Annotated in this window: 24 protein-coding genes; 19 read left to right on the top strand and 5 right to left on the bottom strand. The window is 30.3% G+C overall.

The features are described 5' to 3' along the window. Nucleotides 1–14 precede the first annotated feature (14 nt). The 3 genes from CXF68_RS01535 to CXF68_RS01525 all read right to left on the bottom strand — a co-directional run bounded on the left by CXF68_RS01535 (nucleotide 15) and on the right by CXF68_RS01525 (nucleotide 3,488). On the bottom strand, nucleotides 15–548 hold the full coding sequence (locus CXF68_RS01535; protein ID WP_101042598.1) for a thioredoxin family protein: 534 nt from the start codon (nucleotides 546–548) through the stop codon (nucleotides 15–17). 6 nt (nucleotides 549–554) lie between these two features. Continuing rightward, nucleotides 555–2,072: a 2,3-bisphosphoglycerate-independent phosphoglycerate mutase gene (gene gpmI / locus CXF68_RS01530; protein WP_101042597.1), complete on the bottom strand. Its 1,518-nt coding sequence runs from the start codon at nucleotides 2,070–2,072 to the stop codon at nucleotides 555–557. Between the two features lie 642 nt (nucleotides 2,073–2,714). Further along, the gene (locus CXF68_RS01525; RefSeq protein ID WP_101042596.1) at nucleotides 2,715–3,488 is read right to left on the bottom strand and encodes a M48 family metalloprotease; all 774 of its coding nucleotides are present in this window, start codon (nucleotides 3,486–3,488) and stop codon (nucleotides 2,715–2,717) included. Between the two features lie 116 nt (nucleotides 3,489–3,604). Between CXF68_RS01525 and CXF68_RS01520 the strand changes: the two genes are divergently transcribed. After that, nucleotides 3,605–5,350, top strand: a complete 1,746-nt coding sequence (locus CXF68_RS01520; protein ID WP_101042595.1) for an aromatic amino acid hydroxylase — start codon at nucleotides 3,605–3,607, stop codon at nucleotides 5,348–5,350. A 44-nt stretch (nucleotides 5,351–5,394) separates the two neighbouring features. Then, entirely contained in the window at nucleotides 5,395–5,676 is a 282-nt protein-coding gene (locus CXF68_RS01515) for a rhodanese-like domain-containing protein (RefSeq protein WP_101047294.1), read from the top strand. A gap of 9 nt (nucleotides 5,677–5,685) precedes the next feature. On the opposite strand, the gene CXF68_RS01510 is transcribed toward CXF68_RS01515, so the two are convergent. After that, entirely contained in the window at nucleotides 5,686–6,636 is a 951-nt protein-coding gene (locus tag CXF68_RS01510) for a GSCFA domain-containing protein (protein WP_101042594.1), read from the bottom strand. A 111-nt stretch (nucleotides 6,637–6,747) separates the two neighbouring features. Here CXF68_RS01510 and CXF68_RS01505 point away from each other — a divergent pair, with 111 nt between their 5' ends. The 17 genes from CXF68_RS01505 (at nucleotide 6,748) to CXF68_RS01425 (ending at nucleotide 20,121) form a co-directional block, all read left to right on the top strand. Beyond that, nucleotides 6,748–7,641, top strand: coding sequence for a MerR family transcriptional regulator (locus tag CXF68_RS01505; RefSeq protein ID WP_101042593.1), 894 nt, complete (start codon nucleotides 6,748–6,750; stop codon nucleotides 7,639–7,641). 139 nt (nucleotides 7,642–7,780) lie between these two features. Then, nucleotides 7,781–9,247 carry an NAD(P)/FAD-dependent oxidoreductase gene (locus CXF68_RS01500; protein WP_101042592.1) on the top strand — a complete coding sequence of 489 codons (1,467 nt, stop codon included), beginning with the start codon at nucleotides 7,781–7,783 and terminating at the stop codon, nucleotides 9,245–9,247. A gap of 1 nt (nucleotide 9,248) precedes the next feature. Continuing rightward, on the top strand, nucleotides 9,249–10,094 hold the full coding sequence (locus CXF68_RS01495) for a squalene/phytoene synthase family protein (RefSeq protein WP_101042591.1): 846 nt from the start codon (nucleotides 9,249–9,251) through the stop codon (nucleotides 10,092–10,094). A 2-nt stretch (nucleotides 10,095–10,096) separates the two neighbouring features. Next, a complete protein-coding gene (locus tag CXF68_RS01490) occupies nucleotides 10,097–10,531 on the top strand; it encodes a hypothetical protein (RefSeq protein ID WP_101042590.1) in 435 nt (144 codons plus the stop codon). Beyond that, entirely contained in the window at nucleotides 10,528–10,983 is a 456-nt protein-coding gene (locus CXF68_RS01485) for a sterol desaturase family protein (protein WP_198553739.1), read from the top strand. The genes CXF68_RS01490 and CXF68_RS01485 overlap by 4 nt, the downstream gene beginning before the upstream one ends. Then, nucleotides 10,980–11,681 (top strand): lycopene cyclase domain-containing protein, encoded by a 702-nt coding sequence (locus tag CXF68_RS01480; protein WP_101042589.1) that lies wholly within the window; start codon nucleotides 10,980–10,982, stop codon nucleotides 11,679–11,681. The genes CXF68_RS01485 and CXF68_RS01480 overlap by 4 nt, the downstream gene beginning before the upstream one ends. Next, nucleotides 11,668–12,141, top strand: coding sequence for a TspO/MBR family protein (locus tag CXF68_RS01475; protein WP_101042588.1), 474 nt, complete (start codon nucleotides 11,668–11,670; stop codon nucleotides 12,139–12,141). Before CXF68_RS01480 ends, CXF68_RS01475 begins: the two co-directional genes overlap by 14 nt. A gap of 4 nt (nucleotides 12,142–12,145) precedes the next feature. After that, entirely contained in the window at nucleotides 12,146–12,799 is a 654-nt protein-coding gene (locus tag CXF68_RS01470; protein WP_101047292.1) for a TetR family transcriptional regulator C-terminal domain-containing protein, read from the top strand. Then, nucleotides 12,796–14,106, top strand: coding sequence for an AarF/ABC1/UbiB kinase family protein (locus CXF68_RS01465; RefSeq protein ID WP_101042587.1), 1,311 nt, complete (start codon nucleotides 12,796–12,798; stop codon nucleotides 14,104–14,106). The genes CXF68_RS01470 and CXF68_RS01465 overlap by 4 nt, the downstream gene beginning before the upstream one ends. After that, nucleotides 14,106–14,717: a flavin reductase family protein gene (locus CXF68_RS01460; RefSeq protein ID WP_101042586.1), complete on the top strand. Its 612-nt coding sequence runs from the start codon at nucleotides 14,106–14,108 to the stop codon at nucleotides 14,715–14,717. Before CXF68_RS01465 ends, CXF68_RS01460 begins: the two co-directional genes overlap by 1 nt. Beyond that, a complete protein-coding gene (locus CXF68_RS01455) occupies nucleotides 14,718–16,136 on the top strand; it encodes an SDR family oxidoreductase (protein ID WP_101042585.1) in 1,419 nt (472 codons plus the stop codon). 35 nt (nucleotides 16,137–16,171) lie between these two features. Then, nucleotides 16,172–16,438, top strand: a complete 267-nt coding sequence (locus tag CXF68_RS01450; RefSeq protein ID WP_101042584.1) for a TIGR03643 family protein — start codon at nucleotides 16,172–16,174, stop codon at nucleotides 16,436–16,438. Nucleotides 16,439–16,474: 36 nt separating this feature from the next. Beyond that, nucleotides 16,475–17,152, top strand: coding sequence for an SDR family NAD(P)-dependent oxidoreductase (locus tag CXF68_RS01445; RefSeq protein ID WP_101042583.1), 678 nt, complete (start codon nucleotides 16,475–16,477; stop codon nucleotides 17,150–17,152). Nucleotides 17,153–17,162: 10 nt separating this feature from the next. Then, the gene (locus CXF68_RS01440; protein ID WP_232771594.1) at nucleotides 17,163–17,687 is read left to right on the top strand and encodes a CIA30 family protein; all 525 of its coding nucleotides are present in this window, start codon (nucleotides 17,163–17,165) and stop codon (nucleotides 17,685–17,687) included. A 156-nt stretch (nucleotides 17,688–17,843) separates the two neighbouring features. Next, on the top strand, nucleotides 17,844–18,359 hold the full coding sequence (locus CXF68_RS01435; protein WP_232771694.1) for a glutathione peroxidase: 516 nt from the start codon (nucleotides 17,844–17,846) through the stop codon (nucleotides 18,357–18,359). Continuing rightward, nucleotides 18,360–18,845, top strand: a complete 486-nt coding sequence (locus CXF68_RS01430; protein ID WP_101042580.1) for an SRPBCC family protein — start codon at nucleotides 18,360–18,362, stop codon at nucleotides 18,843–18,845. Next, nucleotides 18,835–20,121, top strand: coding sequence for a deoxyribodipyrimidine photo-lyase (locus tag CXF68_RS01425; RefSeq protein WP_101042579.1), 1,287 nt, complete (start codon nucleotides 18,835–18,837; stop codon nucleotides 20,119–20,121). The genes CXF68_RS01430 and CXF68_RS01425 overlap by 11 nt, the downstream gene beginning before the upstream one ends. A 55-nt stretch (nucleotides 20,122–20,176) precedes the next feature. Here the strand turns inward: CXF68_RS01425 and alaS are convergent, their stop codons facing one another. Then, nucleotides 20,177–22,804, bottom strand: a complete 2,628-nt coding sequence (alaS, locus tag CXF68_RS01420) for an alanine--tRNA ligase (protein ID WP_101042578.1) — start codon at nucleotides 22,802–22,804, stop codon at nucleotides 20,177–20,179. Between the last annotated feature and the right edge of the window lie 117 nt (nucleotides 22,805–22,921).

Genomic DNA, 22,921 nt, shown 5'->3' with positions numbered 1-22,921 from the left:
GCGCAAATTTACGGTTATTTTTGATACGGATGTGTGTATGGTTTACCAGAAATTATTTTAAAAATGTCCTCTTCAATTGTACTACCATCAATAGGGTGTTCTACAAAACGTCCAATCTCTTTTCCGTTTTTATAAAATATAAAAGTAGGAACACGAATTATATCGTATCCTTTCTCTAAACCGTTCGCTGTTTTTTTGCGATTTACAGTTACTAATTCTAAGTTTTTGTAGTTGAATTCAGCTTGATCTAGGGTTTTGTAAAAATTAGGAATTTCACGCTGGCTATCACCACACCAAGTTCCCATAAAACCTTTAATAGTTATATTTTTTAAATGAGGCTTTAATTTGTCTGTGGCACTTTTGTCTATTTCATAATAGCTATAAAAGTCATTAAACCATTCTGATGCGTATGGCTCTTGTTGAAAATCTTTTTTTGTAGCAATACCAATCAAGTCTCCGTCTTTGTCTTTTTTTGCGGGGTTTTTAGGTACAGTCGCACAAGAGACGATCAATAAAATAATCAGTGTGTATATTGTTTTTTTTATCATAATGTTTTAAATAAGTGAATGTTGTGTCATTTCTTTAGGTTGCGCTACATTCATTAGTCGTAAAATAGTTGGAGCAATATCACCTAAAACACCATTTTTTATCGATTTTAACTCTTTGTCAATTAAAATCATTGGTACTGGGTTTGTAGTATGTGCTGTGTGAGGAGTCCCGTCAGGATTCATCATTGTTTCACAATTACCATGATCGGCAATTAAAATAGTTGTGTAATCATTTTCTAAAGCAGTTGTAATAACGCTTTCTACACAATTATCTACGGTTTCACAGGCTTTTACAGCTGCCTCAAAAACACCAGTATGACCAACCATATCACCATTAGCAAAGTTTAAGCATACAAAATCTACTGTTCCTTCCTTTAGTTCAGGAACAATAGCATCACAAATTTCATGAGCACTCATTTCTGGTTTTAAATCGTAAGTAGCTACTTTTGGGGATGGACATAATAAACGTTTTTCACCCTTAAACGGCTGTTCTCTTCCGCCAGAAAAGAAAAACGTTACATGTGGGTATTTTTCAGTTTCAGCAATTCTAATTTGAGTTTTACCAGTAGTTTCTAAAACTTCCCCTAAAGTATTTTCAATATTATTACTGTTGTAAATTACTTTAATATCTTTAAAAGCTTCATTATAATTTGTCATGGTAACAAAATACAGAGACCTTTTTTTCATGTTAAACTCAGGAAAATCTTTTTGATTTAAAGCTTCTGTTAATTCACGACCTCTATCTGTTCTAAAATTAAAGAAAATAACTACATCATCTTCTTTGATAGTTGTTTTAGGTTGCTTGTCTTCGTTCACCATAATAATAGGTTTCACGAATTCATCAGTAATATTTTCAGTGTAGTTTTTTTTAATGCTTTCAATAGCATTTGTCGAAAAATCACCTTTTCCGTCAATTAAAGCATCATATGCTAGTTTAATTCTTTCCCAGCGATTGTCTCTGTCCATTGCATAATAACGACCTGTAATTGTTGCCAATTCACCAGTAGTTTTTTGCATATGCTCCTCAATGTCGTTAATAAAGTATTTTCCAGATTTAGGATCACAATCACGACCATCAGTAAAAGCATGAAGAAATACGTTCTTTAAATTATGCTCGTTTGCAGTTGTTAATAATCCTTTTAGATGATCTATATGAGAGTGAATTCCTCCGTTAGAAACGAGTCCTAAAAAATGAACATTTTTATTATTCTTTTTAGCATACTCAAAAGCATTTAATAATTCAGTCTCTTTCGCTAAAGTACCGTGCTTAACAGCTTTGTTAATTTTAGCAAGATTTTGATATACAATTCTACCTGCACCTAAATTCATGTGTCCAACTTCAGAATTTCCCATTTGTCCTTCGGGCAAACCTACGTGTTCACCGTCGGTACGTAATTCAGCATGTGGAAATTTATCGTATAACGAATTTATAAAAGGTGTTTTTGCATTATATATGGCAGATACTTTAGGATCTTGGGTAATTCCCCAGCCATCTAATATCATTAAAATTACTTTCTTGTTCATTTGTTGTGTGTTAAAAAACAAAAGTAAGAAAGATTTTCACCTCTTTTTTAAAAAATAACGAAACCGATTGTTTGCTATAAATAAGGTGAAGCTATTTCCCGCTTTCCGCACTCGCTTTTTTTAAGAAAAATAAAAAAGAGCTCAAACAAACGCTTCAATCAGGGCTAGGCTTATTTACATTTTTGTAGATGTTACACAAAATAGCTTGTGTACTATAGTGTTTTAAAAAATAACGAAACCAACAAGAAAGTATAGAAATAGAAAGGCGAAAATTAAGAGCACGATGTTTTTAATTAAGGAATTTCTTTTTTGTTTTCTTATTCGAAGTCTAATTTTTTTCAGTTCCTTGTCTGTAATGAGTTTATTAAGATGTAGTTAACCTTTATGGTCTTTTTGGTAGCGTTCTAAATTTTTAAAAAGCATTCTTTCGATTTCTTTTATTATTCTTTAAACTTGTAATCATATATGATGCACCTCCAAAACTCATAGCTATTAATTTAAAGTTATATTTATAAGTAGCTTTTTTATTAGAAATGTTACAGAATTATTCTCTAATCTGTCATTGCGAGGTATGAAGCAATCTGTAAATATCAATTAAACAAGTTTAAGATTACTTCACTTTGTTCGTAATGACGTTTGCAGTTATTTACGATACTTACGAATAGCTTCTTTAATTTTTTCAATTCTATTTTCAGGATCTGGGTGTGTGCTTTGAAATTCAGGTGTTCTATTTGGACCTGCTGCTTGTTTTAAAATTTTCATGACGCCAATTAAACTTTCAGGGTTATAGCCTGCATCTACCATTAATTTAACACCTAAATCATCACTCTCTAATTCATCACCTCTACCATATTTCATGTTAATTACATTAGCTATAGAAGCCATTCCTTGGGCGGTACTAGGGTCAAACCCAACAGAGGCTCCTGAGAGTAAACCCTGTGTTAAATCTTGTTTGGCCATACGGGCGGCAGAGTGACGACCGATAACATGACCAATTTCATGACCTAAAACGCCCGCTAATTGATCTTCATTTTTTAATTTCGAAAACAACGCAAAGGTGATAAATACTTGTCCGCCAGGTAAAGCAAATGCATTAATTGATCTTTCGTCTTTCAGTAAATGAAAATCAAAAGGATAGCCAGATTCTTTAGCAATACTATTTCTTAATAATTTTGCGCCAATTTTATCTACCAAATCCTGGTACTTCTGACTAGGGTGTAATCCACCATGCTGTTGTGCCATTTGTGGAGCACTACTTAAACCAATTGCAATTTCTTGTTTTGGTGAAATAGAAATATGTTGCTTTTTACCTGTGTAAGGGTTTGTTTCTGCGTTAGAACAATACTTTACCAAAGCGAACAATGCAATTGCTGCACCAATTAAAAACCTAATTTTTAAATTTCCGCGATTTCTCATATTTCTATTCTTAGTTTTTGTGATAAAGGTAAAAGTACAAAATATATAATTTAACGAATATGGATTTTTTGTGAACTATAAAAAACTTAAATTTACCCAGCAAAACAAACAACTATATGGAATCTCATTTTGAATTAAATGAAATCACGAAGAAACTACCTAAGCATTTACATAAATTCGTAGTAAAGCAGCCTTATAACGAGTATACAGCACAAAACCAAGCGGTTTGGCGTTATGTAATGCGTATGAATGTTGATTATTTAGGTAAAGTAGCACACGCTTCTTACTTAAAAGGATTAGAGAAAACAGGTGTTTCTGTTGAGGATATCCCATATATGGCAGGTATGAACCGTATTTTAAAAGATATTGGTTGGGCTGCGGTTTCGGTAGATGGTTTTATTCCGCCAAATGCATTTATGGAGTTCCAAGCCTATAATGTATTGGTAATTGCTTCAGATATGCGTACCATAAATCATATAGAATATACACCAGCACCAGATATTATTCATGAAGCTGCAGGTCATGCCCCAATTATAGCAAACCCTGAGTATTCTGAGTATTTACGTCGATTTGGTGAAATAGGATCTAAAGCAATTTCATCATCGAAAGATTATGAAATGTATGAAGCTATTCGGTTATTATCTATTTTAAAAGAGAATCCAAATTCAACTCAAAAAGAAATTGATGATGCACAAGAAAAAGTAGAATGGTTGCAAGATAATATGGGAGAATTGTCAGAAATGGCACAAATAAGAAACTTGCATTGGTGGACTGTTGAATATGGTTTGATAGGAGCTGTTGATGAACCTAAGATATATGGAGCTGGGTTACTTTCATCTATAGGAGAGAGTATGGGGTGTATGAAAGAGGAGGTTAAAAAGGTGCCTTATTGTATTGAAGCAGCAACGGTTAGTTTTGATATTACAAAACCACAACCTCAATTATTTGTAACACCAAACTTTGCGTATTTAAGCTTGGTTTTAAATGAATTTGCAAATACGATGGCGCTTAGAACAGGAGGACTAAAAGGTGTTCATAAATTAATAGATTCTAAAAATTTAGGAACTGTAGAATTAAGTACTGGAGTGCAAATTTCGGGTGCTTTTACTAATGTAATAGAAGATAAAAAAGGAAAAGTAGCTTATATACAAACTACAGGGCCAACAGCTTTATCTAATAGAGATAAAGAGTTAATAGGTCATGGTATTAGGTATCATGCAGAAGGTTTTGGTAGTCCAGTAGGAAAGTTAAAAGGGATTAATCTGCATATTGAAGATATGAGTCCACGAGATTTAAAAGCCTACGGAATTTATGAAGGCGAAGAAATGATGTTGGAGTTTGAGAGTGGAGTAATTGTTAACGGAAAGGTAATAACGGGTACTCGTGATTTAAGGGGGAAAATTTTAATAGTCTCTTTAAAAGATTGTACAGTTACCTATAAAGAGCAAGTATTGTTTAGACCAGAGTGGGGTATTTATGATATGGCAATAGGTAAAGAATTGGTGTCGGCTTATTCTGGACCTGCGGATGTAGATTCATTTGGTGATTTAGGAAAAGTTTCAGAAACAAAAACAGATAAAATTCAGTATACAGAATCAGATAACAAGTTGTATGTAATGTATGATGATGTTAGAAGAAGTAGAGTAGAGAAAGCGGTTACTGAAGAGAAGGTCGTAATTATTTTTAAAACTTTAAAAAGTGAATATGCTACTGATTGGTTGTTGCCCTTAGAATTATTTGAATTAGCTTTGGCTAATAACTATTCAATTAAAAACGAACTGAAAAATTATTTAGAAGAGTTAAAAAGTAACAAGAGTTACAAAGCTTTAATTGAAAACGGTTTAAATTTGCTGACTCAATAATAGTAAAACGAATGGGGTTATTTAATTTATTTAGAAAGAAAAATATGACAAACGAAATACAAGAATATTTAAGTAAAGGAGCTGTAGTTTTAGATGTGCGTACTTTACCAGAGTGGAATGAAGGGCATTCTGAAGGTGCAAAACATATTGTTTTAACGGTTATACCTTCAAGTGTAGAAGAAGTTAAATCTTGGGATAAACCAGTAATTGCTGTTTGTAAAAGTGGAGGAAGAAGTGGTCAGGCAGCAGAGTTTTTATCAAGTCATGGAATTGATGTGATTAACGGTGGACCTTGGCAAAATGTAGATCAATACTTGGCAAAATAAAATTCAGAATTAAAATTTCATAAAAGGAAATGCTTTAACAAGTGTTTCCTTTTTTTGTTGAAGATTGTTTAGAAACTTTAAATGAGCTTCGGATGTAGGGTTAAAAGAACGATGTGTTAATCCTTTTTGAATTATTGCTACTTTGCTCATTGTTTGTTGAGTTTCTTCAGATGTCCAAGAAGTAAAGAATTTATCCCAAATATAATTAATAGCAGTTTTATTTGGGTGAATCATATCTTCAGCGTAAAAACGGTAATCTCGTAATTCATCCATCATAATTTCATAAGAAGGAAAGTAGTAGGTGTTTTCTCTAGGCTCTATTATATTGTGAATAGCTGAAAGTAAATGAGATTTACTTCGTTGATTTTCAATGAAACCATCTTTTAGATGTCTAACGGGAGAGACGGTGAAAAGTATATTTACATTTTTATTTACTGATTTTATGAGCGAAATAATGATTTCTATAGATGCAGTAATTTCGTTTATGGATAAAATTTCTTTTAAGAATTTTTTCTGAGGAATTTTATGGCAGTTAGCAACTAGGCTATCAGTTTCGATAAATCTATAAACCCAAGAAGTACCTAGTGTTATTATAATGTGTGTTGCGTTTTTTAATTGCTTGTAAGTGTTATTGTTGGCGTTATTTAAACTGTTTGTGATTTTATTTTTATCAGTAGAACTTAGCTTAGAATGTACGTTAAAACAATGCCAGCGTTCGTTGTGAAAAAAAAGATCATCATCTGTGTATACTTTTTCATTTATTGCATCTAATACTAAGTTTTCAATAGCTTTTGGGTGAAATAAAATACCAAATGGATTTACCGCTGATTGAAATTTATAATAAGATAATTTTTCCCCTATATTTTCTGAAAAACAAGAACCTAGTAATAGTAACTTAGAATCATAGTTAATTTGATTTAGTTGTTGTTTTTTTAAAGAGATTTTAGTTTGAAAATTCATTGAATGCAAGTAAAATTCAAGTCAAAAATAAAGATTAAATAGTTAGAAACAAGTGATAGTTTTTTTTGGTGATATAAAACTGTACATTTGTTTAATTAAAATCAATTTATATTGAACAGTATTAAGAATACCTTTACTATTAAAGATCTTGAAAATGTTTCAGGAGTAAAAGCGCATACTATTCGTATTTGGGAGAAAAGATATGGTTTGTTGTCGCCAGAAAGAACAGATACTAATATTCGATATTATTCTTCAGAAAATTTACAGAAATTGTTAAATGTTGTTTTGTTAAATACAAATAATCATAAGATTTCTAAAATAGCTGAAATGTCTAATGAAACTATTATTGTTAAAGCAAGAGAGTTGGCATTTAAAGTTGCAGTTAACGATGAGGCTATTAATTCATTTAAGCTCTCTATGTTTCAGTTTGATAAAGTTTTGTTTAATAATACATATAATAAGTTGTTAAATAAAAAAACGTTTAGAGAGATTTTTAAAGATGTTTTTATCCCTTTTTTAGGTCATATAGGTTTGTTATGGCAAACAGATACGTTGTTGCCAGCTCACGAACATTTTATATCTAATTTAATAGCTCAGAAAATTCAAATTAGCACAGAAAGATTAGAGTATTCTGTAATTAATTCAGAAACTACTTATGTTTTGTTTTTACCTGAAAACGAGATACATGAACTTGGGTTGATGTATTTGAATTATGAACTTGTTTTAAGAGGTAATTCAACAATCTATCTAGGGCAAAGTTTACCTTTAAGTAACCTCGATTATTTTTTTGAAAGTGATACTAAAATTTGTTTCATAACATCATTAACGGTTCAGCCTTATGATGATAAAATTGTAAGTTATTTTCAAGAGATTAATAATATTATTAAAGGAACAGAGCATAAGTTAATCGCTGTTGGTGGTAAAACTTTAAAAGTAAAAGAAATTGATTTTGAAGCAGATATTTCTTTACATCCATCAGTAGTATCATTGCTGAAAACGTTGTAATTTTTTTTGGTTAATTTAATTTTGTTTATTCTTTTTTTGTTTTTGTTAAACAAAAAATGTAAATTTGATTGACTCAATATATTTCTTATCTTAATAGAATATTAATTGAGCAATTAATATTAATTAATAAAATAGCGCATTGAAAAAAAAAATATCAATAATAGGTTCAGGTTTTTCTTCTCTTGCAGCAGCGTGTTATTTGGCGAAAGCGGGTAATAAAGTTGTTGTTTTAGAGAAAAATGAAACCGTAGGAGGTAGGGCAAGACAGTTAATAAAAGATGGTTTTACTTTTGATATTGGACCTACTTGGTATTGGATGCCAGATGTGTTTGAGAAATTTTTTGCAGATTTCGGAAAAAAACCTTCAGACTATTATGAGTTAGAAAAATTAACACCAGCATATCAGGTGTATTTTGATGTTAAAGATTCAATTACAATACCTGGAAGTTTAGAGGAGATATATGAAGTTTTTGAAAAGGAGGAAAAAGGAAGTGCAGCTCACTTAAAAGCTTTTTTAAAATCAGCAGCATATAATTATGATGTTTCTATAAATGATTTGGTTTATAAACCTGGGATTTCTCCATTAGAACTAGTAACACCAGTAACTATTGGTAAAATAACACAGTTTTTCTCTACTATAAGAAAGCAGGTTCGAAAAAACATAAAAAGTAAAAAATTAATTCAAATTTTAGAATTTCCAGTTTTGTTTTTAGGAGCCAAACCAAGTAATACTCCTGCGTTTTATAATTTTATGAATTATGCTGATTTTGGTTTAGGTACATGGCACCCAAAAGGAGGAATGTATAAGGTGATTGAAGCAATGGTAACTTTAGCTACTGATTTAGGAGTTGAATTTAAGGTAAATTCAAATGTAGAGGAGGTTGTTGTAAATGAAATTGGAGAAGCAACAGGAATGGTTGTAAATAAAGAGTTTGTTTCTTCAGATATTGTTTTAAGTGGAGCAGATTATCATCATACAGAAACGTTATTGCCAAAGAAATATAGGCAGTATTCTGAGAAATATTGGGATAAAAAAGTATTCGCACCATCATCGTTATTATTCTATGTTGGTTTTGATAAAAAATTAGAAAATGTTTGTCATCATACGTTGTTTTTCGATACTGATTTTGATGTACACGCAAAAACGATTTATGATTCTCCTAGCTGGCCTAAAGAACCGTTATTTTATGCTAGCTTCCCTTCTATAACAGATGATTCTTTTTCTCCATCTAGTAAAGAAGCTGCAACTTTCTTAATACCATTAGCTCCGGGTATAAATGACACTCCAGAGATTAGGGAAAAATATTTTAATATTATTATAAACCGACTAGAGAAACTAACAGGTCAGTCTGTTAAAGATCATATCTTATTTAAAGAAAGTTTTTGTGTTAATGATTTTAAGAAAGATTATAACTCATATAAAGGTAATGCATATGGGTTAGCCAATATCTTAACACAAACTGCTTTTTTAAGACCAAAGATAAAAAGTAAAAAAGTGAAAAAATTATTTTTTACAGGGCAGTTAACAGTGCCAGGGCCAGGGGTTCCGCCAGCGTTAATTTCTGGTAAAATTGCTTCTGATTTAATTATAAAAAACCACCGTTAATATGAAAAAAAAACTGTTTGATGAAGTTTCTTACGCAAGTAGTAAGCTTGTAACAAAAAAATATAGTACGTCTTTTTCGTTGGCTACAAGAATGTTGGCACCAAGTATTAGAGGAGCAATTTATAATATTTATGGCTTTGTTCGATTTGCAGATGAAATTGTAGATTCTTTTCACGATTATGATAAAGAAACTCTTCTGATTAGTTTTGAAAAAGAATATTTTTCAGCAAAAAAGGAAGGTATTAGTTTAAACCCTATTATAAATTCATTCGTACATACTGTTTTGAAATATGATATTTCAGATACGATGGTTAAAGCTTTTTTAAAAAGCATGAAAGCTGATTTATATAAAACTACTTATGAAACAGAAGAGGAGTATAAAGAATATATTTATGGTTCTGCAGATGTTGTTGGTTTAATGTGTTTAAAGGTTTTTGTTAATGGAGATCAAGAGAAATATGATGGTCTTAAAGCTGCAGCTCAACGATTAGGATCCGCGTTTCAAAAAGTGAATTTTTTACGCGACTTGAAAGATGATTTTGAAGATTTAAATAGATCGTATTTTCCTAATGTAAATTTTAAAAATTTTGATAAGGAATCAAAATTAGCAATCATTAAAGATATTGAGTCAGATTTTGAGTATGCTTTTCAAAATGGAGTTTTAAAATTGCCAGTTGAAGCTAAGTTTGGTGTTTATATTGCGTACAGGTATTATAAGCGATTGTTAAAGAAATTAAAAGCAGTTCATTATACAAAAATAATGGAAACAAGGGTGCGTATTTCAAATCCGATGAAAATAAACTTATTGGCAAGAAGCTATGTTAAGTATAAATTAAATATGATATAATAATGCTTAACCTTTTAATTTGTTTTTCTTTTATAAGTATAGTATTAGGTGTGCCTGAATTTATCACAGAGTATCATGAGGTATCAAATAAAAAGCAAGAATTATTATATATTAAGAAGTTTCAAAACACTACTAAAGTAGCTATTCAGGGGTATGTAATTTCATTAAAAATGAAACAAGCTAAATATAAGTTTTTACCTTGGAGCAAGTTAATAGTGTTTAAAAAAGAGAAAAAAAAATTGGAAAATTTAATTAGCAAATTTCCGAAGAATGTTCATTTGAGATACGTGCGTTTGGTTATTCAGGAGAACTTACCAGGAATACTTAATTACTCATCTCAAATAAATAGCGATAAAGAATTTTTGAAAAAGTATTTAAACAAAAAAGATTCTACTGACTATTTAGATAAATATATTATAAAAAATACATCATTATGATTGTAGCATTTTTTTTATTAACTACACTTATAACTTTTTTGGTTATGGAAGGTGTAACATGGCTTACACATAAATATATAATGCATGGTTTTGGTTGGTATTTACATGAAGACCATCATCAACCAGGTTATCCACATGTATTTGAGAAAAACGATGCGTTTTTTGTGGTTTTTGCTATCCCTAGTATTTTATTATTCTACTTTGGGATTAGACCCGAATTAAATTATTTATTTTTTATAGGATTAGGAATTTTATTTTATGGCTTAGCTTATTTCCTAGTACATGATGTATTAATTCATAGACGATTTAAATGGTTTAAAAATACAAATAATCAATATTTAAAAGGGTTAAGAAAAGCACATAAAATTCATCATAAGCATATGGGGAAACCAGATGGAGAGTGTTTCGGAATGTTATTTGTGCCTTTTAAATATTTTAAGAAAAGACAATGAGTCACTACCTGTACCTTATATTAACCTTAGGAAGTTTAACTGTTCCTTTATTATATAGCATTTTTGAGAGAAAATTTCATTTTATTCAGTATTTCAAAATAGCTTTTATAAGTATACTATTGGTTGCTATTCCTTTTTTAATTTGGGATGGATTGTTTACCAAATATGGAGTTTGGGGCTTCAATTCAACATATCATTTATCTATAGAGATTTTTCAAATGCCTCTAGAAGAGTGGCTATTTTTCTTTTGTATACCATATGCTTGTTTGTTTACTCATGAAGTTTTAAAGTATTTAAAACCTCAATTTAAACTATCAAAATCAGTAACAATTTTTATTAGTTTTTTATTAGTTTTTATAACATTAATATTAGTAGTTTTTAATTTTGGTAAGTTGTACACTACTATAAATTTTATATTCTTTTTACTGTTGATTTTTTACGGATTAAAAAATCATTTAGAAACATTACAAGAATATTTCCCTAGTTTTTTAGTAGTTTTAATTCCGTTTTTAATAGTAAACGGAATCTTAACAGGTAGTTTTATAGAAGAGCCTGTGGTTTGGTATAATGATAATGAAAATTTAGGATTTAGAATATTTACAATACCATTTGAAGATGTATTTTATGCATTTAATTTGTTGTTTACGATACAGTTAATGTTCAATTATTTGAAAAATAAAAGATTTGAAAGAAAATAAATATATACGTTTTTTAGTTTTTATAGTGGTAAATTTCTTAGCGCTAGGAATTGGAGTTTTATTAATGGAAAATGGCCCTCAAAAAGATTGGTACCTTTCTTTAAATAAAGCACCTTGGACACCACCAGGTTGGGTTTTCGGAGCTGCTTGGACTACAATTATGTTGTTGTTTTCTTTTTATATGACAAGATTGAGTTTTGAATATTCTTTTTTGGATAAAAAAATAACAACACTTTTTATTGGTCAATGGGTTTTAAATGTAAGTTGGAATTACTTTTTTTTCAATCAAGAATTAACAGTAGTAGGATTAATTTCAATTACTTTATTATGGTTGCTAATCGGTTATTTTACGTTTGAACACCTAAAAAGATTAAAACTGTTTACATTACTAATACTCCCGTATTTAATATGGATGACGATTGCAACAAGTTTAAATGCATACATCGTATTTTATAACTAAAATTATGGCAAAAAAAAAGAATATTACACAAGAGAAAATAGTAGAATGGTATATGGATTCGGTTTTAATATCAGGCAAGCCTAATTCTATTTATTCATTTGCTTTAGATAATAATTTTGAAGAATCAGAATTTTACGAGCACTACTCAAGTTTTGAAAGTTTAGAAAAATCAATTTTTGCAATTTTTGCAAAAGAAACAATTCATTTATTACATAAAACGGAAGCCTATAAAGAATATGCATCAAAAGATAAGTTACTAAGTTTTTATTTTACTTTTTTCGAGTTATTAACAGCAAACAGATCGTACGTTTTATTGCAGTTTAAAGATGTGAAATCAAATTTCTCGAAATTATCAGTTTTAAAACAATTACGAACAGAGTTTATAAATTTTGTAAGCGGAATTAATTTAGAGAAAATTGATTTTAAGAATGAAAAAGTAAATGAACTTCAAGATAAAACGATTGTAGAAAGTTATTGGATACAATTATTAATGGTTATGAAATTTTGGATTGATGATGAATCTTCAAATTTTGAAAAAACAGATGTTTTTATAGAGAAATCAATCAAAGCGAGTTTCGATATTCAGCAAATTACACCTTTAAAAAGTGTGATAGATTTAGCGAAGTTTTTGTGGAAAGAAAAAGGAGCATCTATATGAAAAGACTAGATAAAATACCAACATCTAAAATAGAAAGAGCAACCAAATTAGTTACGACAGGAATTAAAATTGGAGTAAATTATGCTAAATATTACGGAAACAAAATAACAAAAACCGAAGAAGAAGCAAGAGATCAGTTAAACGAAGACAATGCAACCGATATTTATGACGGATTAAAAGAGTTAAAAGGATCGGCATTAAAAGTTGCGCAAATGTTAAGCATGGAAAAAAGTTTACTTCCAAATGCTTATGTAGAGAAGTTTTCGCTATCACAGTTTTCAGTTCCCCCTCTTTCCGGCCCTTTAGTTGTAAAAACTTTTCAAAAATATTTTAAGAAAACACCTAACGAGGTTTTCGATACGTTTACTGTAGAGTCTGTAAATGCTGCAAGTATTGGTCAAGTACATAAAGCTACTGCAAACTCTAAAACATTAGCAGTAAAGATTCAATACCCTGGTGTTGCAAACAGTATTTCTAGCGATTTAGCGATGGTAAAGCCTATTGCTATGAAAATGTTTAATATAAAAGGTGAGCGTTCTGATGAGTACTTTAAAGAAGTTGAAAGTAAGTTATTAGAAGAAACTAACTATGTTTTAGAATTAGAACAAAGTAATGAGATTGCAAATGCTTGTAAACATATTCCTAATTTAAAATTCCCAAAATATTATGAAGAATTCTCTTCTGATAGAATTTTAACGATGGATTGGATGGATGGAGTTCATCTTTCTGAGTTTACTAAGAAACAATTTAACCAAGAGGTATCAAATAAATTAGGGCAAGCTTTATGGGATTTTTACATGTATCAATTACATGTTTTGAAAAAAGTACATGCAGATCCGCATCCAGGTAATTTTTTAGTTTCACCTGAAAATGAACTAATTGTTATTGATTTTGGATGTATGAAAGAAGTTCCGGAAAGCTTTTACGTACCATATTTTGAATTAGCGGTACGTGAAAACATTGATAATCCAGCTTTTTTCGAAAGTAAATTATATGAGTTAGAAATTTTAAGAGAAGATGATACCGAAGAAGAAATAACCTTCTTTAAAGGATTGTTTTACGAAATGTTATCGTTGTTTACACAACCATTTCAGCAAGAAGAGTTTGATTTTTCTGATGAAAATTTCTTTGGTAAAATAGCAGCGTTAGGTCAGAAATATTCTAAGAGTACAGAGTTAAAGAAAATGAATGGAAATAGAGGTTCAAAGCACTTTATTTATATTAATAGAACGTTTTTCGGTTTGTATAATTTAATGCATGATTTAAAAGCTACAGACATAAAAAATAATAATTATAAAAATATTTAATGCATTTATCTAGAGCAGCAATAGATGAGATGGAGCATCTATATAAAATAAATTTAATGAATAGTGTTTCTGGTTATAAATCAGCAAATCTTGTTGCTACTAAATCAGAAGATGGAGTAACCAATTTGGCTATTTTTAGTTCAGTAGTTCATTATGGTTCTAGCCCTGCAATTTTAGGCTTTGTATTGCGTCCTACCACAGTAGCACGTAATACATATAACAACATAAAGAAAACTGGTTTTTACACTATAAATGCAGTTTGTGAAGATATAATTGAAGATGCGCATCATACGTCTGCAAAATATGCTTCTGGAATATCAGAATTTGATAAAACGGATTTATCTCCAGAATATAAAGATGGTTTTCATGCGCCTTACGTAACAGAGTCACCTTTGCAAATAGGAATAAAATTTTTGGAAGAATATCATATTAAAGCAAACGGAACTATTTTGGTTTTAGGAGAAGTGACAGATTTGTATTTTAAAGATTCAATGCTTTCAGAAGATGGTTTTTTAAATTTATCTAAAGAAAAAATTGCAGCAATAAATGGTTTAGATACTTATATGGTATCTGAAAAATATAAACGATTATCATATCAAAGACCGAAATAAATGAAAATTCTAATCACAGGAACCACAGGGTATATTGCAAAACGATTGGTGTTGAAATTACTAGACGCAGGGCATGAATTAGTCTGTTGTGTTCGTGATTTACAACGAATTCCTGATGAAATAGAATTTAAAGAAAATATTGAGTTTATAAAAGTAGATTTTTTAAATACAGAAAATGTTGCTTTTACTTCAGATATAGATGTAGCCTATTATTTAATACATTCAATGGCTACAGATGCTGTTAATTTTGAAGATTTAGAACAGCGTTGTGCTAAAAATTTTAAAAGTTTAGTAGAAAAAATAAATTGTAAGCAAGTTGTATATTTAAGTGGTATTGTAAATGATAGTTCTTTGTCTAAGCACTTAGCATCTCGTTTTCAAGTTGAGCAGAATCTGCAATCAAAAAAATACGCACTTACAACATTTAGGGCAGGTATAATTGTAGGTAGTGGTAGTGCCTCTTTTGAAATTATTAGAGATATTGTAGAAAAATTACCTCTAATGGTTACTCCAAAATGGTTAAATACCAAATCACAACCTATTGCTATTAGAGATGTTTTAGCCTTTTTAGAGCGGGCAGTTGGAAATGAAGAATTGTATAATAAATCTTTTGATATCTGTGGTACGGAAGTACTTACATACAAAGAAATGCTTTTACAATTTGCTGAAGTAAGAGGTTTTAAAAGATACATTTTTACATTACCGTTGTTAACTCCAAAATTATCATCGTATTGGTTGTATTTCGTTACATCTACATCATTTAATTTGGCGCAAGCGCTGGTGGATAGTATGAAAGTTGAGGTGATAGCTAAAGCTAGTAATATTAATCAGCTTTTAGATATACAACCTATTTGTTATAAAGATGCGGTAAATTTAGCTTTTCAAAGAATAGAACAAAATGCTGTTGTATCAAGCTGGAAAGACGCAATTAGTAGCGGTACTTTTAAAGATCAATTGTCTGATCATATTCAAATGCCACAATATGGTTGTTTTAAAGATGTACGTTCTATAAAAATTACCGATGAAGATTTTACAATTAATAAAATTTGGTCTATCGGTGGTAAAAACGGATGGTATAGTTTTAATGGCTTATGGAAATTAAGAGGATATGTCGACAAGATTTTTGGAGGTGTTGGCTTACGTAGAGGAAGAACACATGATACGTATTTAGAAGCAGGAGACCCTTTAGATTTTTGGCGTGTATTATTAGCAGATAAAAAAGAAAAAAGATTGTTGTTGTTTGCCGAAATGAAGTTGCCAGGAGAAGCATGGTTAGAATTTAAAATAGTAAAAGATAAGTTATACCAAAGAGCTGTGTTTAGACCCAAAGGAGTTTTAGGGCGTTTGTATTGGTATTCAGTTTTACCATTTCATGCCTTTGTTTTTAAAGGAATGATTAACGCTTTGGTTAATAAATAAAAGCGAGTTTATTAATTTTTTAAGTTTTGAATATTATGACATATAGAGATTTAGATAGAATAATAGAAATGGCTTGGGAAGACCGTACTACGTTTGATGCTATAAAGTTTCAGTTTGGTTTAAAAGAGCAACAAGTAATTGAATTAATGCGTAAAGAATTAAAACTTTCTAGCTTTAAATTATGGCGTGCAAGAGTTCAAGGTCGAGGTACAAAACATCAAGCAAAACGAGCGTTTGAAAAAGGAAGATTTAAGTGTGCAAGACAGCAAAGTATAAGTAATAATAAAATATCTAAAAGATAAAAGATTTAATAGACTACTAATAAAAATAGATATAAAATGAAAACAATTATAGTAGTAGGTGGTAGTTCGGGTATTGGAAAAGCGATAGTAACAAAGTTAAAGGAAAGCCATAATATTATAAATATTAGTAGAATAGCACCTGAAGAGCATATAAATGTAAAACATTATTCATGTGATGTTCTTAAAGATGAATTACCTCCGTTAGATGAGGTTCATGGTCTTGTCTATTGTCCAGGAAGTATAAATTTAAAGTCGTTTACACGATTAAAAGTCACTGATTTTAAAGACGATTTTGAAATTAATGTTGTTGGGGCAATTAAAGCATTGAAAGCATACGAAAGTACCTTAGCAAAGAATAATGGTAGTGTAGTCTTATTTAGTACGGTAGCATCCTTTTTAGGCATGCCATTTCATGCAAGTATAGCTACAAGTAAATCAGCAGTAGAAGGATTAACAAAATCGTTAGCTGCAGAATATGCTACAAAAATTCGTTTTAACGCAATTGCACCAACAGTAACAGATACTCCATTAGCAGCACGTTTGTTAAGAAATGAAAAACAGCAAGAAAGTATGCAAGATAGACATCCATTAAAAAAATATTTGAAACCAGAAGAAGTCGCAAGTTTAGCTTGTTATTTACTATCAGATGATGCAAGTTCTATAACAGGGCAAATTATTCCTTTAGATGCTGGAATTGTAAGTGTAAAAATATAAATCTAGGCAAATGAAATGGTTAGTGCTATTCAGTATTTTTTTATGTATGAATGATGAAATTATAATTTTTGATAAAAATAATACTAACCAGCGTTGGTACATAACAAACGATGATGTTATGGGAGGAATATCTAACTCTTCGATGAAACTTGATGAAGAAAATAAAATGATTTTTTCAGGGAATGTTTCTTTAGATAATAATGGTGGGTTTGCTATGACTCGCTTACCAGTAAGTATTAATTTAGATGATGAAAAAACTAAATTAGTACTTAAATTAAAAGGAGACGGTAAAAAATATCAGTTAAGAATTAAAGCTAAAAATAATCAGCGTTTTTGGTATATCCAATCTTTCCAAACATCAAAAAGTACAGAAGAAATAGAATTACCGGTACATAAATTTTATGCTTCTTTTAGGGGGTATAAATTAAATGTTGATAATTTTTCAGGAGCAAAAATAACTGAAATTGCTATACTTATAGGAAATAAAAAGAAGGAAGCTTTTAAATTATCAATAGAAAAAATAACACTTAAATAAATGAAAACATTAAAAATATTCGTCAACCTGAACTTGTTTCAGGTTCACATTTTAAATGTTTGATTTTACCAGCGATGCGATTCTGAAATAAATTCAGAATGACGACCCGTTACATAATTATTACACAAAATGAAAACATTAAAAATAACTTTACTTATGGCATTATTCAGCTTTTTAGGAAACGCACAAACGATAGCATCTAAAGAATCTTTATACGATATAAAAATAGAAGGAATTGACGGAGAACAGTTAAACCTTAGTCAATATAAAGGAAAGAAAATTTTATTTGTTAACGTTGCCTCTAAATGCGGATTTACAAATCAATATGAAGGGTTACAAGAATTATATGCTAAGCACAAAGATAAGCTAGTAATTATAGGTTTGCCATGTAATCAGTTTGGAGGTCAAGAACCAGGTCAAGAATCAGAAATACAATCATTTTGTAGTTTAACTTACGGGGTAGATTTTCCTATGACCGAAAAAATAGATGTAAAAGGAGATAACCAACATTCAATATATCAATGGTTAACACAAAAAGGAAAGAATGGTAAAATGAATTCTTCAGTAAAATGGAATTTTCAAAAGTATTTGGTAGATGAAGAAGGGCGTTTGGTAGATGTTTTCTATTCTATAACAAAACCTATGAGTTCTAAAATAACCAAGCTTTTATAAATGTTGAATTTTAAAAAACATTCGGGAATCTATACTTTAGAAACTGAGCAAGAATTAAATATATCACTAGTGAAAGCTTGGGGTTACTTTTCTTCCCCAGAAAATTTAGCCAAGATTACACCACCTAAAATGGGGTTTAATATTACATCTAAAGTTGATAAAAAAGCATATCAAGGGCAAATAATTACCTATAAAGTATCTCCAGTAGCTTTTGTTAAAACAAATTGGGTAACAGAAATAACTCAGGTCAAAGAGCAAGAATTTTTTATTGATGAACAACGTTTTGGACCATATAAAATGTGGCATCATGAGCATTGGTTTGAAGAATTGGAAAACGGAAATACTTTAATGAAAGATAAAATATCGTATAAAATTCCGTTTGGTTTTTTAGGACACATAGCACAAGCAGTATTTATAAAAAAGCAGTTAAAAACAATTTTTGAATACAGGTTTGTAACTTTAGAAAAAATGTTTAATGGAAAATAAAGTTGCGGTTTTTTGGTTTCGTAGGGACTTGCGTTTAGAGGATAATGTAGCATTATTCAATGCTTTAAAATGTAGTAATAAAGTAATTCCTATATTTATTTTTGATGAAGAAATATTAGATAGGTTACCAAAAGATGATGCAAGAGTCTCTTTTATTTATCAAACATTATCAGGATTAGATAAAATATTAAAAATTGAAGGGTCTTCATTATTAGTTAAAAAAGGAAACCCTATTGAAGTATGGAAAGGCTTACTATCAGAATTTGATATTACAGCAGTTTATACAAATAAAGATTACGAACCATACGCGATAAAAAGAGATAATGAAGTTAAAGAATTTCTAGGGTCAAATAATATTGAGTTTTACAGTTACAAAGATCAGGTTGTATTTGAAGAAAATGAAGTTGTGAAAAACGACGGACTACCTTATACGATCTATACGCCTTATAAAAACAAGTGGCTACAAAAGTTTAATACTGAGGTAGATTTAAAAGAATTTACTATTGATTTCTCGGCTTTCCACCATTTTAAAACAAGTTTTCCTACATTAGAGTCATTAGGTTTTAATGAAAGTCATATAAAAGTGAAGCCTTATAATTTATCAAGTTTAAATAATTATGATGAAATAAGAGATTTTCCTTTTATCGATAAAACATCTTATCTGTCTCCATATTTTCGGTTCGGTTTAGTAAGTGTTCGTAAAATGGTTCAATTTGCCTTAAAAACGAATGCTACTTTTTTAAATGAATTAATTTGGCGCGAATTTTTTATGCAAGTGTTGTTTCATTTTCCTAAAGTGATTACGAATAACTTTAAGAAAAAATACGATGCAGTACCTTGGAGAAATAATGAAGTCGAATTTGAGAAATGGTGTAAAGGAGAAACAGGGTATCCGATGGTTGATGCAGGGATGCGACAATTAAACAAAACAGGTTATATGCATAATCGTGTAAGAATGATTACAGCAGGTTTTTTGTGTAAACATTTATTAATTGATTGGCGCTGGGGTGAAGCTTATTTTGCAGAGAAATTATTAGATTACGAACTCTCGGCAAATAACGGAAATTGGCAATGGGCAGCAGGTACAGGTTGCGATTCTGCTCCGTATTTTAGAGTTTTTAACCCAGAAGCTCAATTAAAGAAGTTTGATAAAGATTTACAATATATAAGAAAATGGGTTGATGATTTTGATGAGTTAACCTATCCGCAACCTATGGTTGAACATAAGTTTGCAAGAGAAAGAGCTATTGCAACATATAAAAAAGCATTAAACTAAAAAAGGTTCAAAGAATATATTCTTTGAACCTTTTTTTAATATTGTAACTTATATTCTAAGCGATATAATCTTTCGCTTTTTCTAAAGCTTTCGGAATACCGCCTGGGTTTTTACCACCAGCAGTAGCAAAGAAATTTTGTCCACCACCACCACCGTGAATTAGCTTTCCTAGTTCCCTAACTACTTTTCCTGCATCATAACCACGTTCTGCGGCTAATTCTTTAGAAATATAACATGTTAGCATTGCCTTGTCTGCTTTTTCAGATGAAGCAAAGAATAAGAATAAATTTTGAAACTCTTTACCTAAAGCAAAAGCTAAATTTTTAATTCCGTTAGCATCTAAATCTACTTTAGTTGCTAAAAACTGTACCCCATTTACTTCTTGTAGTTGATTTCTTAATTCACCAGATAAGTTTTGAGCTTTTTCTTTTAACAGTTGCTCTACTTGCTTTTTTAAAGCAGTATTTTCATCTTGTAAACTATTTACAGATTTGGCTACATCTTTCGGGTTTTTTAATAATTGCTTTACCGCAGAAAAATTACGCTCAACTTCTTCAAAATAATTTCCAACAGCAACATTTGTAATTGCTTCAATTCTTCTGATTCCTGACGCAACTGCTCCTTCAGATTTTATTTTAAAATGCCAAATATCACCAGTTTGTGGTACGTGAGTTCCACCACATAATTCCATAGATTGCCCAAACTTAATGGCTCTTACAGAATCTCCATATTTCTCTCCAAATAACGCAATCGCGCCTTCGTCAATAGCTTGTTGCATTGGTATATTTCTTCTTTCAATTAAAGAAAGGTTTTCACGAATACGAGCATTTACAAAGTTTTCTATTTCTTGTAATTGATCAGCATCTACTTTAGAAAAATGAGAAAAATCGAAACGTAAATGTTTTGGACTCACCAACGAACCTTTTTGCTCTACATGTGTTCCTAAAATAGTACGTAATGCTTGGTGTAATAAGTGTGTTGCCGTATGATTACTAGCAGATAAATTTCTAGCCTCTTCGTTTACTACTGCTTTAAATTTCTCTGATAAATTATCAGGTAAATTTTTAGTATAGTGAATAATTAAATTATTTTCTTTCTTTGTATTAACTACATAAATTACATCTCCGTTAGACGTTTCTATATAACCTACATCACCAACTTGCCCTCCACCTTCAGGATAAAAAGGAGTCATATTAAATACTAGTTGATACTGTTCACCGTCTTTTTTTGTAGTTATTTTTCTGTAACGTGTTAATTTAACATCAGCAGTTAAAGTGTCATAACCTATAAATTCTTCCTCATCATCTTCTATTAAAACATTCCAATCATCAGTTTCAATAGCAGTTGCTGCCCTTCCTCTATCTTGTTGTTGTTTTAAAGCCGTTTTATATTCTTTTTCATTGTAGCTAAATCCTTTTTCAGATAAAACTAAAGCTGTTAAATCTTCTGGAAAACCATAAGTATCTTTTAGTTCAAATACTTTTTTTCCAGAAATTATTTTCTCTCCAGCATTAGCGGTTATTGTGTCTAATAAAAGTAAACCTTGTTCTAAGGTTTTTAAGAAAGAATGCTCTTCTTCTTTAATTACATTATGCGCTAATTGTTCTTGTGCTTTTATCTCAGGGAAAGCATCTCCCATTTGCTCACTTAATGTTTCTACTAATTTGTAGATAAAAGGTTCTTTTTGATTCAGGAAAGTAAATCCGTAACGGATAGCTCTTCTTAATATTCTTCTAATAACATAACCAGCACCAGTATTACTTGGTAACTGACCATCAGCAATAGAAAATGCTACAGCACGAACATGATCAGCAATAACACGAATAGCAATATCTGTTTCGTTTCCAGAAACAGTAGCATCTTCATATTTTACACCAGTAATTGTTTCGATTTCTCTAATAATTGGTGTAAAAACATCAGTGTCATAATTAGATTGAACACCTTGCAATGCCATACATAAACGCTCAAACCCCATACCAGTGTCGATATGTGTTGAAGGTAAGTTTTCTAAACTTCCGTTAGCTTTACGGTTATACTGCATAAAAACTAAGTTCCATACTTCAACAACATGTGGATGATCTAAATTTACCAATGTAGCTCCCGATACTTTTGTTTTTTCTTCCGCAGAGCGGATGTCTATATGAATTTCAGAACAAGGTCCACAAGGTCCTTGAGCACCCATTTCCCAGAAATTATCTTTTTTATTACCTAATAAAATACGGTCTTCAGCAATGTATTGTTTCCAAATATCATAAGCTTCAGTATCTTTTTCTAAACCTTCCTTTTTATCACCTTCAAAAATAGTAACATATAAAATGTCTTTATCTATTTTATATACTTCAGTAAGTAATTCCCAAGCCCAAGCAATTGCTTCTTTCTTAAAATAATCACCAAAAGACCAATTTCCAAGCATTTCAAATAATGTGTGATGATAGGTGTCTTTTCCTACCTCTTCTAAATCATTATGTTTACCAGAAACACGTAAGCATTTTTGAGAATCAGCAACTCTTGAATTCACTACTTTTTTTTGCCCTAAAAAATACTCTTTAAAAGGAACCATACCTGCGTTTACAAACATTAATGTAGGATCATTCTTTAACACCATTGGTGCAGATGGAACTATATTATGGTTTTTAGATTTATAAAATTCTAAAAATTTTGATCTTATTTCTTGAGATTTCATACGGTTGAGCTCGAAATTTTGTTAAATAATAATTAAAAAACAACTAAAGAAAAGTAGTTTTAAAACATTTTGTAAATTTGTGTGTTACCAAAAACGTCCCCTTAAAAGAAGTTGCTT

The organism is Tenacibaculum sp. Bg11-29, assembly GCF_002836595.1.
GTDB lineage: Bacteria > Bacteroidota > Bacteroidia > Flavobacteriales > Flavobacteriaceae > Polaribacter.
Note: the sequence above shows the minus strand (reverse complement) of the source record. Positions and strands in the feature narration are given on the sequence as shown.

Coding starts and splice junctions, on each gene's coding strand:
- CXF68_RS01465 (WP_101042587.1), top strand. CDS start 12,796: ATGAAAAGACTAGATAAAATACCAACATCTAAAATAGAAAGAGCAACC.
- CXF68_RS01455 (WP_101042585.1), top strand. CDS start 14,718: ATGAAAATTCTAATCACAGGAACCACAGGGTATATTGCAAAACGATTG.
- CXF68_RS01490 (WP_101042590.1), top strand. CDS start 10,097: ATGCTTAACCTTTTAATTTGTTTTTCTTTTATAAGTATAGTATTAGGT.
- CXF68_RS01525 (WP_101042596.1), bottom strand. CDS start 3,488: ATGAGAAATCGCGGAAATTTAAAAATTAGGTTTTTAATTGGTGCAGCA.
- alaS (WP_101042578.1), bottom strand. CDS start 22,804: ATGAAATCTCAAGAAATAAGATCAAAATTTTTAGAATTTTATAAATCT.
- CXF68_RS01520 (WP_101042595.1), top strand. CDS start 3,605: ATGGAATCTCATTTTGAATTAAATGAAATCACGAAGAAACTACCTAAG.
- CXF68_RS01480 (WP_101042589.1), top strand. CDS start 10,980: ATGAGTCACTACCTGTACCTTATATTAACCTTAGGAAGTTTAACTGTT.
- CXF68_RS01435 (WP_232771694.1), top strand. CDS start 17,844: ATGGCATTATTCAGCTTTTTAGGAAACGCACAAACGATAGCATCTAAA.
- CXF68_RS01440 (WP_232771594.1), top strand. CDS start 17,163: ATGAAATGGTTAGTGCTATTCAGTATTTTTTTATGTATGAATGATGAA.
- CXF68_RS01510 (WP_101042594.1), bottom strand. CDS start 6,636: ATGAATTTTCAAACTAAAATCTCTTTAAAAAAACAACAACTAAATCAA.
- CXF68_RS01470 (WP_101047292.1), top strand. CDS start 12,146: ATGGCAAAAAAAAAGAATATTACACAAGAGAAAATAGTAGAATGGTAT.
- CXF68_RS01425 (WP_101042579.1), top strand. CDS start 18,835: ATGGAAAATAAAGTTGCGGTTTTTTGGTTTCGTAGGGACTTGCGTTTA.
- CXF68_RS01450 (WP_101042584.1), top strand. CDS start 16,172: ATGACATATAGAGATTTAGATAGAATAATAGAAATGGCTTGGGAAGAC.
- CXF68_RS01495 (WP_101042591.1), top strand. CDS start 9,249: ATGAAAAAAAAACTGTTTGATGAAGTTTCTTACGCAAGTAGTAAGCTT.
- CXF68_RS01430 (WP_101042580.1), top strand. CDS start 18,360: ATGTTGAATTTTAAAAAACATTCGGGAATCTATACTTTAGAAACTGAG.
- gpmI (WP_101042597.1), bottom strand. CDS start 2,072: ATGAACAAGAAAGTAATTTTAATGATATTAGATGGCTGGGGAATTACC.
- CXF68_RS01445 (WP_101042583.1), top strand. CDS start 16,475: ATGAAAACAATTATAGTAGTAGGTGGTAGTTCGGGTATTGGAAAAGCG.
- CXF68_RS01460 (WP_101042586.1), top strand. CDS start 14,106: ATGCATTTATCTAGAGCAGCAATAGATGAGATGGAGCATCTATATAAA.
- CXF68_RS01485 (WP_198553739.1), top strand. CDS start 10,528: ATGATTGTAGCATTTTTTTTATTAACTACACTTATAACTTTTTTGGTT.
- CXF68_RS01535 (WP_101042598.1), bottom strand. CDS start 548: ATGATAAAAAAAACAATATACACACTGATTATTTTATTGATCGTCTCT.
- CXF68_RS01515 (WP_101047294.1), top strand. CDS start 5,395: ATGACAAACGAAATACAAGAATATTTAAGTAAAGGAGCTGTAGTTTTA.